Source organism: Nocardia amikacinitolerans (assembly GCF_900215415.1).
In the GTDB taxonomy this organism is placed as follows: Bacteria; Actinomycetota; Actinomycetes; order Mycobacteriales; family Mycobacteriaceae; genus Nocardia; species Nocardia amikacinitolerans.
The window spans coordinates 264,683-277,481 of record NZ_OBEG01000007.1 but is presented as its reverse complement, the minus strand read 5'-3'; the positions used below and the strand labels follow the sequence as shown (position 1 = coordinate 277,481).

Genomic DNA, 12,799 nt, shown 5'->3' with positions numbered 1-12,799 from the left:
GACCTACTTGGCGCTCGCCTCGGCGTGCTCGTCGGCCGGGCGCGCCTCGGTCTGCGCCTTGGCCCACCGGTAGTCCGGCTTGCCCGCGGGGGAACGCTTGATCTCGTCGACGAACCAGAGGCTGCGCGGGAGCTTGTAGGGGGCGATCTCCTTGGTCAGGACCGGGCGCAGGTCCTCCAGGGTGGGGCGGTTGTCGCCGCGACACTGCACGACCGCGACGACGCGCTGGCCCCAGCGATCGTCGTCGACGCCGACCACCAGGGCGTCGAAGATCTCGGGGTGCGACTTGAGCGCGCCCTCGACCTCCTCGGGGAAGATCTTCTCGCCACCGCTGTTGATGCTGACCGAACCGCGGCCCAGCATCGTGACGGTGCCGTCCTCCTCGACCCGCGCGTAGTCGCCGGGGATCGAGTAGCGAATTCCGTTGAACTCCTTGAAGGTCGCGGCGGTCTTGGCCTCGTCCTTGTAGTAGCCGAGCGGAATGTGGCCCTTGCGCGCGAGGATGCCGATCTGGCCGGACCCCGGCACGACGGGGTTGCCCGCCTCGTCGAGCACCTCGGTGGAGGCGTCGATCTTGACCCGAGGCCCGCCGGTGTGCGCCTGCCCCTTGGCGACCATGCTGAGCCCGCCGAACCCGGTCTCGGAGGAGCCGATCGAGTCGGTGATCATCCGGTTCGGCAGCAGGTCGAGCAGCTTCTCCTTGATGGCGGGCGAGAAGAGCGCCGCGCTGCTGGCGATCGCGAACAGCGTCGAAAGGTCGTACGGCTTACCGGTTTCCGGGTTGCCCTCGATCAGCGCGTCCAGCATCGGCCGCGCCATCGCGTCGCCGGTGATGAAGATGAGGTTGATGCCGTGGCGGTCGATGTGCTGCCACACGCCGTGGCCGGTGAACTCCGGGATCATCACGGTCTTGCCGCCGCCGAACAGGCTCTGGAAGGTGGCCCACTGGGAGCCGCCGTGGATCATCGGCGGAATCGGGAACCGGGTCATCGGCGGGTTGGCCGCGCCGAGCTTGGCCAGATCCCATTCGTCGGCGACGTATTCGCCGGTGAGGAAGTTGATGCCGCCGCCGAGCACGCGCCACACGTCCTCCTGCCGCCACATCACGCCCTTGGGCATGCCGGTGGTGCCGCCGGTGTAGAGCATGTACAGGTCGTCGGGGGACCGTTCGCCGAAGTCGCGCGCGCCCGAGGACTGCGCGAGGGCGGCCTCGTATTCCACCGAATCGGCTGCGGTGGGGATCGTGCCGGTCGTATCGTCGTCCACGACGATGACGGTGCGCAGCTTCTCGATCGCGGGGCGAACCGCGGCCACTTTGTCGCTGTAGCGGCGCTCGTGAATCAGCGCGACCATGTCCGAGTTGTCGAAGATGTATTGCAACTCGTTCTCGACGTATCGGTAGTTCACGTTGATCATCACGGCGCGGGCTTTGAACACCGCGACCATGGCCTCGACGGCCTCGATGGTGTTGCGCGAGTAGATGCCCACCTTGTCGCCCGGCTGAACACCGTGTTCCAGCAGGTAGTGGGCCAGTTTGTTGGCGCGCTCCTCCAGCTGGGCGTAGGTCACCTCACGGCCGTCGTCGGCCAGCGCGACGCGATCGGGCATGAGGTCGATGGCATGTTCGACGAGGTCGGCTATGTTGTGGCTCACACGCTAAAAATAGAACGTGTTACTGTTCTTGACAAGGCTCGAAAGTCAGGAGAATCAGCAATGCCGCACTGCCTCGTCGAGAAGCGCGATCACGTTCTCATCGTCACCATGAATCGGCCGGAGGCCCGCAACGCGCTGTCGGCCGAAATGATGGCGATCATGCGCGACGCCTGGGACCAGGTGGACAGCGATCCGGACATCCGGGTGGCGATCCTGACCGGCGCGGGCGGCGCTTTCTGCGCGGGCGCCGACCTCAAGGCGATGACCGCCCAGCATCCGGGCGATTCGTTCAAGGGCGGCGGCTGGGACCTGTCCAAGATCGAGGCGCTGCTCAAGGGCCGCAGGCTGACCAAGCCGCTCATCGCGGCGGTCGAGGGCCCGGCCATCGCGGGCGGCACGGAGATCCTGCAGGGCACCGACATCCGCGTTGCCGGCGAGAGCGCGAAGTTCGGTGTGTCCGAGGCGCGCTGGGGCCTGTTCCCGCTCGGCGGCTCCGCGGTGCGCCTGGTGCGCCAGATCCCCTACACCGTCGCGGCCGACATCCTGCTCACCGGCAGGCACATCACCGCGCCGGAGGCCAAGGAGATCGGCCTGATCGGGCACGTCGTCCCGGACGGCACCGCGCTGGACAAGGCGCTCGAACTGGCCGACCTGATCGCGGCCAACGGCCCGCTCGCGGTGCAGGCGATTCTGCGCACCATTCGCGACACCGAGGGCATGCACGAGGAAGAGGCGTTCAAGATCGACGCCGAACTCGGAACACAGGTCTTCAAGTCGGCGGACGCCAAGGAGGGACCGAAGGCGTTCGCGGAGAAGCGCAAGCCCACTTTCACCGGTCAGTAGCCGAATGCGGCTCGGCCCCCGGCGCGTTCGCGCTCGGGGGCCGCGTTGCGTTCGGGCGTCAGTTGGCGCCGGGGTAGTCCATCCAGAACGGCTCCCACTGGTGGCCGTCGGGGTCGATGAAGGTGCGGCCGTGCATGCCGACCTGGGCCTCCTGCGCGCGCTTCTCCTCGTTGACCTCCTCGGTCGCGCCCGCGGCGACGGCGGCGTCGGTCAGCTGGTCGACCTCCTGGGCGCTGGACAGCGACAGCGCGTAGGCGGCGGCCGTCGCCGAGACGGTGTCGGCGATCGGGCGCTTGCTGAAGGTGGTGAAGTATTCCCTGGTCAGCAGCATCAGGCAGATGTTGTCGTCGACGACGATGCAGGAGGCGTTCTCGTCGGTGAAGTCCTGGTTGACCTTCCAGCCCAGTGCCTCGTAGAAGGCCTTCGACCGGTCAAGATCGGTGACCGGAAGGTTGATGAAGATCATCTTGCTGCTCATGTTCTCGTCCTCTCGGGGCGTGTCGGCGTGTTCACAGGTAGAGACGAACCCGGCGGCGAGAACTCATCGCTGTAGCCGCGTGTGATCACGGCCACTCCGTTTCCGGTCGATCTTGGTGCAGGTGCCACCCGGTTTTCGGGCCTGTTTTGTGTCGGTGGGCTGTGGCATGGTGGCACCCATGACCGACTCGTCCAGCCCGTCGACCACCCTCTCCCCCGACGTTCTCGCGTCGTTCGAGGGTCACCGGCGGGAGCTGTGCGCCTACGCGTATCGCATGCTCGGCTCGTCCTTCGAGGCCGAGGACGCGGTGCAGGAGACCTTCACCAGGGCGTGGAAGTCCTACGGCTCCTTCGAGGGCAGGGCCAGCCTGCGATCCTGGCTGTACCGCATCGCCACCAACGTCTGCCTCGACATGCTCGACGGTCCCCAGCGGCGGGCCAGGCCGATGGATCTCCACGGTCCAGGCACTCCGGATTCGCCGCTGCCCCCACCGCAGCCCGACTACGTCTGGATCGAGCCGATCCCCAATGCCCTTGCCTTCGGGGCGGATCCGGCCGAACACGCGGCCACCAAGGACACCCTGCGCCTGGCTTTCGTCGCGGCATGTCAGCATCTGCCCGCGACCCAGCGCGCCATCCTGATCATGCGCGAGGTGCTGCGCTTCTCGGCGAGCGAGACCGCCGAGGCGCTGACCATGTCGCCCGCGTCGGTGAACAGCGCCCTCCAGCGCGCCCGCGCCACCATGTCCAAGGTGCAGCCCGACAGCACCGACGGCTACGACGAATCCGACGACGATCAGCGCAAACTCGTCGACGATTTCGTCGCGGCCTTCGAGGCCTACGACATGGACGCGTTGACCACCCTGCTGAAAGCCGATGTGGCACTGTCCATGCCGCCTTTCGACCTGTGGATCTCCGGCCCGCAGAACGTCGCCGAGTTCATGCTCGGCACCGGCAGCGCTTGCGCCGGGTCCCGGATGGTGCGGCTGGAAGGAGCGAACGGACTGCCGGCGTTCGGGCACTACAAGCCGAGCGAGGAGCCGGGAGTGTTCGTGCCGTGGTCGATCACGGTGCTGGAACTCGACGGCGAGACGATCTCGGGGCTGAACTTCTTCTTGGATACGGAGCGGTTGTTCCCGCTGTTCGGGTTGCCGATGGAGTTGCGGGACTGAGTTGGTGGTGGGGCGGGTCCGGTTTGAGTGGGCCGGGCGGTAGGTAGGGGGTGTGCCAGGGGGTGAGTTGTGGGGGCGGGGAGTGGGTGGTTGGCGGCCCGAGGGGCGTTGGTCGCGGGTGGGGGTGGCGGCCCGGTGAGCCGCTAGTCGCGAGGTGGGTGGCGGCTCGGTGGGCCGCTGGTCGCGAGGTGGGTGGCGGCCCGGTGGGCCGTCGGTCGCGAGGTGGGTGGCGGCCCGGTGGGCCACTGGTCGCGAGGTGGGTGGCGGCCCGGTGGGCCGTCGGTCGCGAGGTGGGTGGCGGCCCGGTGGGCCGCCGGTCGCGAGGTGGGTGGCAGCCCGGTGGGCCGCCGGTCGCGAGGTGAGTGGCAGCCCGGTGGGCCGCCGGTCGCGAGGTGAGTGACAGCCCAGTGGGCCGCCGGCCGCGAGGTTGGTGACAGCCCGGGTGGGCCACTGGTCGCGAGGTGGGTGACAGCCCGGGCGGGCTGCGGGGAGTGGGTGGTTGGCGGCCCGAGGGGCGTTGGTCGCGGGGCGGGGTGGCGGCCCGGTGGGCCGCTCGTCGCAAGGTGGGTGGCGGCCCGATGAACCATCGGTCGCGAGGTGAGGTTGACAGCCCGGTGGGCCGCTGACCGCAAGGTGGGTGGCGGCCCGGTGAGCCACTGGCCGCAAGGTGGTCGGCGGCCCGGTGAGCCACTGGCCGCGAGGTGGGTGGCGGCCCGATGAACCATCGGTCGCGAGGTGAGGTTGGCAGCGCGGTGAGCCACTGGCCGCAAGGTGGTCGGCGGCCTGGTGAGCCACTGGCCGCGCGGTGGGGTGTTGGCCCGGTGAGCCGTCGGTCGCGAGGTGGGGTTGGCAGCCCGGTGAGCCACTGGCCGCAAGGTGGGCAACGGCGCCCTGTGGGCCGCTGGTCGCGAGGTTGGGATGACGGCCCTCGCGGGGCGGGGGTGACGGCCCGGTGGGCCGCTGGTCGTGGGCCATGAGTCGGGTGATCGTGGTGGGTCGTTTGTCACGCAGCCATGTGTCGGCCCGGTGGTCCGCCGAATGTTGGGATCGTGGTGACCGCGCGTTCGGGCGGGTGCGGGGTCGTGGTGACCGCGTGTTCGGGGGGGTGCGGGGTCGTGATCGATGGGTGCGGCGGTCGGGCGGATTCCGACCGGGGCGGCAGGTTGGGTCGGCGGTCCGGTTGGGTCACGTGAGCCCCAGGTCGATGTGCCCAAATAGTCTGCCTACCAGTGTTTTCCTCGAACGGTGCTGGGCACGTTGGGTGCCGTACCCGGCTTACCTCCCGCAGTTGAGGAGCGTGGGCGCGGCTTCCGGCGTGGTCATCTGGTTGTGGTTGCGTCTAGGGAGGGCAGCGAGCGGGAGTTGGTGGGTGGAGCTGCGGTGTTGGGTTGTCGTCGCGTGCAGGTCGCGTGCAGTTGTGCACAGTGCTCGCACGAGTACTGGCGCTGTGTGGCGTGGGCAGCGGTCGCGAGCTGGTCCGATGCGGCGGCGGTGCGCCCGATGCGGGCGCAGGGGGTGCCCGCGAAAATCGACGGTAGTCAAATGGCTGCTAGTTGATCTTGAACAGCCACCATTTGACTACCGTCGAATCCATTTCTCTATCGACGGTAGTCAAATGGTGGCTGGGGGCTTGACAGGCTGAGAGCTCTTTCCCGCTGGCGCACTCTCTAGACGCAACCAGAGCCGGTCGACCACGCCGGAAATCGAGCCCGCGCACCCGACTGCGGGAGGTAGGCCGGGTACGGCACACGACGCGCCCAGCACTGCTCAGAGGAAAACCTGGGTAGGCAGACCATCTGGGCACCAACAACATTGGGATGAAACCCTGGTAAGCAAACCCTCTTGAGCACCCACAACATTGGGAACCGTCTCCCCAACCGCAGCCCCCGCACCAAGCAAACGACGCACCGATTTCGCGCACCCCGGAGAACCGCAACCCAGAGCCCGCGCTCCCACACACCCACCACACCCCTCACATAGGCACCGCCTATGCGAGGCGTGTACAAGGTGTGTGGCACCAGCCAGACCTCCGAAGAACCCGGGGTGACCTCAGCACCAGGGACCGCCGCCCACGCAAACCAGTGGGCGGCACCGCAATTCAGGACGCGGGCACGTAGCGGTCTCGGAGTTTGCGCTTGTACAGCTTCCCGTTGGGGTCCCGGGGGAGCTCCGCGAGGTAGTCGATCGACCGCGGCATCTTGTACTTCGCCAATTGCGTTGCCGCGAAAGCAAGTAGCTCGGCGGTGAGCTCCTCGCCGACTTCGACCCCGTCCGCGGGCTGGACCACCGCCTTCACCTCCTGCCCCCAATCGGGGTGCGGGATACCGAAGACGGCCACGTCCGCGACCTTCGGGTGCGTGACGAGGACGCTCTCGATCTCGGCGGGGTAGATGTTCACACCGCCGGAGAGGATCAGGTCCGAGCGACGGTCGCAGAGGTAGAGGTAGCCGTCTTCGTCGAGGTAGCCGATGTCGCCGACGGTGAACAGGTCGCCGACTCGCGCGTCCTCGGTCTTCGCCTTGTCGTGGTGGTATTCGAAGCTGGAGGCGCCCATTTTCATGTACACCAAACCGGTTTCGCCCGCGGCGACCTCGCTGCCGTCCTCCTCGCTGAGCACCTTGATCACCGACCATGGCCACGCCTTGCCGACCGAGCCGGGCTTGCGCAGCCAGTCGGCGCCGTTGATCACCGTGCCGCCGCCCTCGGTCGCCGCGTAGTACTCGGTGACCGTCGGTCCCCACCACTCGAGCATCTGGCGCTTGGTTTCCTGCGGGCACGGCGCCGCGCCGTGCACCATGCTGCGCAGCGAGGAGACGTCGTACTTCGCGCGCACCTCCGCGGGCAGCGCGAGCAGCCGGTGGAATTGGGTGGGCACCATGTGGCTGTGGGTGACCCGGTACTTGTCGATCAGGCGCAGCATCTCCTCGGGTTCCCACTTGTCCATGAGAACGAGCGTGTGCCCCAACTGGATAGAGATGGTCGCGAAGTTCAGCACCGCGGTGTGGTACAGCGGCGAACCGCAGATGTGCACGTGATCGTCGTAGGGCGCCAGCTCGAACAAGCCGAAGAAGGCGGTGGTGTGCGGCGGGACGACGTCGGGGTCGGCGCCGGTGAGCGGACGCCGAACTCCCTTGGGCCGCCCTGTGGTTCCCGACGTGTAGAGCATCGGCGCGCCGGTGCTGCGCTCGGACGGACGACCGGTGTCGGCCGCGCCGAGCCAGGCCACCGACTTGAAGCCCTCGATCTCACCGACCGAAAAGCGCGCCGTCGCAGGCAAACCGGCCTCGTCGGCGGCCGCCTTGGCCGCGGCGGCGAACCGGTCGCTCGCGATGAACGCCTTTGCCTCGCTGTCCTGGAGGATGTAGGCCACCTCGGGACCGGTGAGGTGCCAGTTCACCGCCACGATGTACAGGCCGGATTGGTAGGCCGCGAAGTAGGCGGCGACCGCCTCGACGCAGTTGTGCACCATGCTCACCAGCACGTCGCCGGTCCGCAGGCCGAGGGCGCGCAGCCCGTTGGCGTAGCGGTTGGCGAGCGTGGCCAGTTCGCGATAGGTCACCTCCCGACCCGAGGGATCGACCATCGCGATCCGATCGGGTTCGGCGTTCGCGATATTCCACAGACCGAGAATTTCCACCGCCCCCTGCGCAGAGGGACGGTGCGGAGACGGGGCGGGCGAGGCAGTCACCCCATTGAATCTAGAACGCGTTCTACTGATCGACAAGGGGTGCGAGCCGGTGCAATTGCGCCACGTCCGGAACCGACACCAGCATCATGGTGACGCCCGCGGCCTCCCAGACCTTCAGTTGCTTACGCACATGCTCCTCGTCGCCGATGATGGCGGTGTCCAGAATCAGCTCGTCCGGGACGACGGCCGCCGCCTCGGCCTTCTTGCCCGCCTGGAACAGCTTGCCGATCTCGTCGACCTCGCGGTCGTAGCCCATCCGGCGGTAGACCTGGGCGTGGAAGTTCAGCTCCGGCGCGCCCATGCCGCCGATGTAGAGCGCCATGATCCAGCGCATCTTCTCCAGCTCCGCGGCGGGGTCGTCGGTGATCACCACTTGGCAGCTGGCCGCGATCTCGAAGTCCTCGCGGGACCGGCGAGCACCCGCCCTGGCAAACCCCTCGTCGAGCCAGTCGTTGTACATGTGCGCCAGGCGCGGGGCGTAGTAGATCGCCAGCCAGCCGTCGGCGATCTCGGCGGTGAGCGCCACGTTCTTCGGCCCCTCTGCGCCGAGCCAGATCGGCAAATCCGCACGTAGCGGGTGCACGATCGGCTTGAGCGGCTTACCGAGCCCGATCGAACCCGGCCCGGTGTATGGCAGCGGGTAGTGCGGGCCGTCGCTGGTCACCGGCGCCTCCCGCGCGAGGATGCGGCGGATGATGCCGACGTACTCGCGGGTGCGCTGCAAGGGCTTGGCGAACGGCTGCCCGTACCACCCCTCCACCACCTGCGGACCGGAAACCCCGAGCCCGAGGATCGCCCGGCCGCCGCTGAGATGGTCGAGGGTCAGCGCGTGCATCGCGGTGGCGGCGGGCGTGCGCGCCGACATCTGCACCACCGAAGTGCCCAGCCGCACCCGCTCGGTGGACGAACCCCACCAGGTGAGCGGACCGAACGCGTCCGAGCCCCACGACTCCGCGGCGAACACGGCGTCGAACCCCGCCTTCTCGGCCGCGACGACCAACTCCCCCGCGTTCTGCGGCGGCTGCGCCATCCAATATCCGAGTTGCAATCCGAACTTCATGAGCGTCCCTTTCCGAGCCACCGATGGGCGGTAAGGCGAAGGTACGCCTTGCCACCAGAATAAGAACCTGTTCTACTCGATAGCGTGACCAAGGGGAATACCGCGTCCGGCGTATTCACGGGTGGGGGCCCGACGGGATGAGCACCGCCGCGAGCTGGGCGGGATGAACCCGACCTGGCACGGGCGCGACGACGGCCGCCGGAACAGCGGCGAGTGATGAACAGCTGAGAGAGGGTCGGAATTGGACACCAGCACGGCACCCGATGTGCTGAGCGCCCCGCTGCGGGCGAAATTCGACTACACACGGTCGGTTGGCCCGACCATCGGCCGATTCCTGACCGGTCTGCGGAGCCGCAAGGTGGTCGGCGTGCGCGGGACGGACGGCCGGGTTCTGGTGCCGCCGCCCGAATACGACCCGGTCACCAGCCTGCCGCTGACCGAGTTCGTCGACGTCGCCGACACCGGCGTCGTCGCCTCCTGGACCTGGGTGCACGAACCGCTCCCCGGCCAGCCCTTCGACCGGCCCTTCGCCTGGGCGCTGATCAAGCTGGACGGCGCGGACACCAGCATGCTGCACGCCGTCGACGTCGCCGGGCCGGACCAGATGCGGACCGGCATGCGGGTGCGGGCGCGCTGGGCCGAACAGACCGAGGGCACCATCAAGGACATCGTCTGCTTCGAGCCGGGCGAGCAGTCCACCGCCGAGCCCGCCACCGAGAGCGGCGAGCCGGTCACGATGGTCGTCACGCCGGTCGACCTGTCCTACAAGCACACCGCGTCCCCGCAGGAGACCGTCTACCTGCGCGGACTTGCCGAAGGCAAGCTGATCGGCGCGCGCACCGACGCCGAGGGCAAGGTGTACTTCCCGCCGCGCGGCGCCAACCCGACCGACGGCAGGCCGACCGACGACTACATCGAGCTGTCCGATCACGGCACGATCACCACGTTCTGCATCGTGAACGTCCCGTTCCTCGGGCAGCGCATCAAACCGCCGTACGTCGCGGCCTACGTGCTGCTCGACGGCGCCGACATCCCGGTTCTGCACCTCGTACTCGGTTGCGAGGCAAGCGAAGTGCGGATGGGCATGCGCGTGAAGGCGGTGTGGAAGCCGCGCGAGGAGTGGGGTCACGGTCTGGAGAACGTCGACCACTTCGAGCCGAGCGGCGAGCCGGACGCCGACTACGAGACCTACAAGCACCACCTGTGAGAGGCGCTTACGTTGACTGACAACGCCACCGACATCGCGGTCGTGGGCTTCGCCCACGCTCCGCACGTGCCGGAGACCTTCGGCACCACCAACGGTGTCGAGATGCTGGTGCCCTGCTTCCAGCAGCTCTACGCCGACCTGGGCATCACCAAGTCCGACATCGACTTCTGGTGCTCGGGCTCCTCCGATTACCTTGCCGGACGCGCCTTCTCGTTCATCTCCGCGGTGGACGCCATCGGCGCCGTACCGCCGATCAACGAGTCGCACGTCGAGATGGACGCCGCGTGGGCGCTGTACGAGGCGTTCGTGAAGCTGAAGTCCGGGCAGGCCCGCACCGCGCTGGTCTACGGCTTCGGCAAGTCCTCGGCGGGCACGCTGCGCCAGGTGCTCACCATGCAGCTCGATCCGTACCTGGTCACTCCCCTGTGGCCGGACGCGCTGTCCATCGCGGGCCTTCAGGCAAGGGCCGGTCTGGACGCGGGCCGGTGGACCGAGCGCGACATGGCCGCGGTCGCGGCGGGCGACTCGGGTGACATCGAAAGCCTGCTCGCCACACCGTATGTGGCCGATCCGCTGCGCGCGCACGACTGCGCGCCGATCACCGACGGCGCGGCCGCCATCGTGCTCGCGGTCGGCGATCGCGCCCGCGAACTGTGCGAGCGCCCGGCCTGGATCACCGGCATGGCGCACCGCATCGACACCCCGGTGCTCGGCGCCCGCGACCTCACCCTCTCCCCCTCGACTTCCGCTGCCGCGCAGGCGGTTACGGGCGGCGACCTGAGCGGCTTCGATATCGCCGAACTGCACGCCCAATTCAGCCATCAGCAGCTGATCCTCACCGAGGCAATCGGTTTGAAGCCGGAGACCACGGTGAATCCGTCGGGCGGCGCGCTGGCCGCCAACCCGATGTTCGCGGCGGGACTCGAGCGCATCGGTTTCGCGGCCGAAGCCATCATGGCGGGCAACGCGAACCGCGCGCTCGCGCACGCCACCAGCGGCCCCGCGCTGCAGCAGAATCTTGTGACCGTTTTGGAGGCGCACGCATGAGTGTTCCGGCCGCGGTGCTCGGCACCGGACAAACCCATCACGTGACGAAACGAACCGACGTGTCGATGTCGGGCATGTGTCGCGAGGCGATCGATCGCGCGCTCGCCGACGCCGGGCTCACCATCGCCGATATCGACGCGGTCGTGGTCGGCAAGGCGCCGGACCTGTTCGAGGGCGTCATGATGCCCGAGCTGCACATGGCCGACGCGCTCGGCGCGACCGGAAAGCCGCTGCTGCGCGTGCACACCGCCGGTTCGGTCGGCGGTTCCACCGGTGTGGTTGCCGCCAACCTCGTGCAGGCGGGCGTGCACAAGCGGGTGCTCGCGGTGGCCTGGGAGAAGCAGTCGGAGTCGAATGCCATGTGGGCGTTGTCGATTCCGGTGCCGTTCACCATGCCGGTCGGCGCGGGCGCCGGCGGCTACTTCGCGCCGCACGTGCGTTCCTACATCCGCAGGTCGAACGCGCCGACCCACATCGGCGCGATGGTCGCGGTGAAGGACCGGCGCAACGGCGCCAAGAACCCGCTGGCCCACCTCCAGCAGCCCGACATCACGCTGGAATCGGTACTCGCCTCGCAGATGCTGTGGGATCCGATCCGCTTCGACGAGACCTGCCCGTCCTCGGACGGCGCCTGCGCGATCGTCATCGGTGACGCCGAAGCGGCCGCGGCGGTCGAGGCCGAAGGCAAGAAGGTGGCCTGGGTGCACGGCACGGCGATGCGCACCGAGCCGACCACCTACGCCGGGCGCGACCAGGTCAACCCGCAGGCGGGCCGGGACGCGGCCGCCGCGCTCTGGAAGGCGGCGGGCATCACCGATCCGCTCGAGGAGATCGACGCGGCCGAGATCTACGTGCCGTTCTCCTGGTTCGAGCCGATGTGGCTGGAGAACCTCGGCTTCGCGGCGCCGGGCGACGGCTGGAAGCTCACCGAGAAGGGCGAGACCGAGATCGGCGGACGCATCCCGGTGAACCCGTCCGGCGGCGTGCTCTCCTCCAACCCGATCGGCGCGTCCGGGCTCATCCGGTTCGCCGAGGCCGCCAAGCAGGTGATGGAGCGGGCGGGCGACTACCAGGTCGACGGCGCGCGCAAGGCCATGGGTCACGCGTACGGCGGTGGGTCGCAATACTTCTCGATGTGGGTTGTCGGTTCGGAGAAGCCGGAATGACCGCTACCGAGCACCCCGCGCGCGCCGCCGGACTCGCATCTCAGGCCGCTGTGCGCGCGCGGGACAAGGACGCATGGCTCAATCTCTTCGCCGCCGACGGGATCGTCGAAGATCCCATCGGGCCTTCGGGTTTCGATCCGGAGGGCAAGGGACACCGCGGGCGCGACGCGATCGGGGCGTTCTGGGACAAAGCGATCGCGCAGACCGAATCGATCGAGTTCCTGTTCGACGATTCCTTCGCCTGCGGCAAGGAGGTGGCCTTCACGGGCACCATCCGCAGCCGCATCGGCGGGCATCAGATCGACGCCGAGGGCGTGTTCACCTACAAGGTCGACGACGCGGGCAAGATCGCCGCTCTGCGCGCGTTCTGGGAGGTCGATCGGGCAATGTCGACCACCCGAAAAGTCGACTGATACCTGCTGCCCATCCCCCTCGGGCAGCACACGAAAGGCCCTCGAACCGGCTGGGTACTCCGGTTCGAGGGCC

Annotated in this window: 10 protein-coding genes; 6 read left to right on the top strand and 4 right to left on the bottom strand. The window is 68.3% G+C overall.

Features of this window, described 5'->3' with window-relative positions; genetic code table 11:
- Window positions 1-3: 3 nt before the first annotated feature.
- On the bottom strand, window positions 4-1,653 hold the full coding sequence (locus tag CRP45_RS28765; protein ID WP_067791254.1) for an acyl-CoA synthetase: 1,650 nt from the start codon (window positions 1,651-1,653) through the stop codon (window positions 4-6).
- 60 nt (window positions 1,654-1,713) lie between these two features.
- On the opposite strand from CRP45_RS28765, the gene CRP45_RS28760 reads away from it, so the two are divergent.
- A complete protein-coding gene (locus CRP45_RS28760; protein WP_067791252.1) occupies window positions 1,714-2,496 on the top strand; it encodes a crotonase/enoyl-CoA hydratase family protein in 783 nt (260 codons plus the stop codon).
- Between the two features lie 58 nt (window positions 2,497-2,554).
- On the opposite strand, the gene CRP45_RS28755 is transcribed toward CRP45_RS28760, so the two are convergent.
- The gene (locus tag CRP45_RS28755) at window positions 2,555-2,974 is read right to left on the bottom strand and encodes a VOC family protein (protein WP_067791250.1); all 420 of its coding nucleotides are present in this window, start codon (window positions 2,972-2,974) and stop codon (window positions 2,555-2,557) included.
- A 178-nt stretch (window positions 2,975-3,152) separates the two neighbouring features.
- On the opposite strand from CRP45_RS28755, the gene CRP45_RS28750 reads away from it, so the two are divergent.
- Window positions 3,153-4,145, top strand: a complete 993-nt coding sequence (locus CRP45_RS28750; protein WP_097247823.1) for a sigma-70 family RNA polymerase sigma factor — start codon at window positions 3,153-3,155, stop codon at window positions 4,143-4,145.
- A gap of 2,098 nt (window positions 4,146-6,243) precedes the next feature.
- Here CRP45_RS28750 and CRP45_RS28745 read toward each other — a convergent pair.
- Window positions 6,244-7,782, bottom strand: coding sequence for an acyl-CoA synthetase (locus CRP45_RS28745; protein ID WP_097247822.1), 1,539 nt, complete (start codon window positions 7,780-7,782; stop codon window positions 6,244-6,246).
- A gap of 73 nt (window positions 7,783-7,855) precedes the next feature.
- The gene (locus tag CRP45_RS28740; protein ID WP_097247821.1) at window positions 7,856-8,893 is read right to left on the bottom strand and encodes an LLM class F420-dependent oxidoreductase; all 1,038 of its coding nucleotides are present in this window, start codon (window positions 8,891-8,893) and stop codon (window positions 7,856-7,858) included.
- A gap of 241 nt (window positions 8,894-9,134) precedes the next feature.
- Here CRP45_RS28740 and CRP45_RS28735 point away from each other — a divergent pair, with 241 nt between their 5' ends.
- Genes CRP45_RS28735 through CRP45_RS28720 form a run of 4 tightly spaced genes read left to right on the top strand, consistent with a single transcriptional unit; the run spans window position 9,135 to window position 12,726 of the window.
- A complete protein-coding gene (locus CRP45_RS28735; RefSeq protein WP_097247820.1) occupies window positions 9,135-10,100 on the top strand; it encodes a Zn-ribbon domain-containing OB-fold protein in 966 nt (321 codons plus the stop codon).
- 12 nt (window positions 10,101-10,112) lie between these two features.
- On the top strand, window positions 10,113-11,147 hold the full coding sequence (locus tag CRP45_RS28730) for a thiolase domain-containing protein (RefSeq protein ID WP_097247819.1): 1,035 nt from the start codon (window positions 10,113-10,115) through the stop codon (window positions 11,145-11,147).
- A complete protein-coding gene (locus CRP45_RS28725) occupies window positions 11,144-12,313 on the top strand; it encodes a thiolase domain-containing protein (protein ID WP_067792610.1) in 1,170 nt (389 codons plus the stop codon). The genes CRP45_RS28730 and CRP45_RS28725 overlap by 4 nt, the downstream gene beginning before the upstream one ends.
- Window positions 12,310-12,726: a nuclear transport factor 2 family protein gene (locus CRP45_RS28720; RefSeq protein WP_097247818.1), complete on the top strand. Its 417-nt coding sequence runs from the start codon at window positions 12,310-12,312 to the stop codon at window positions 12,724-12,726. Before CRP45_RS28725 ends, CRP45_RS28720 begins: the two co-directional genes overlap by 4 nt.
- Window positions 12,727-12,799: the final 73 nt, after the last annotated feature.

What these genes read in the sequence shown, in the direction of transcription:
- CRP45_RS28760 (WP_067791252.1), top strand. Translation starts at nt 1,714, where the DNA reads ATGCCGCACTGCCTCGTCGAGAAGCGCGATCACGTTCTCATCGTCACC.
- CRP45_RS28755 (WP_067791250.1), bottom strand. Translation starts at nt 2,974, where the DNA reads ATGAGCAGCAAGATGATCTTCATCAACCTTCCGGTCACCGATCTTGAC.
- CRP45_RS28750 (WP_097247823.1), top strand. Translation starts at nt 3,153, where the DNA reads ATGACCGACTCGTCCAGCCCGTCGACCACCCTCTCCCCCGACGTTCTC.
- CRP45_RS28740 (WP_097247821.1), bottom strand. Translation starts at nt 8,893, where the DNA reads ATGAAGTTCGGATTGCAACTCGGATATTGGATGGCGCAGCCGCCGCAG.
- CRP45_RS28725 (WP_067792610.1), top strand. Translation starts at nt 11,144, where the DNA reads ATGAGTGTTCCGGCCGCGGTGCTCGGCACCGGACAAACCCATCACGTG.
- CRP45_RS28720 (WP_097247818.1), top strand. Translation starts at nt 12,310, where the DNA reads ATGACCGCTACCGAGCACCCCGCGCGCGCCGCCGGACTCGCATCTCAG.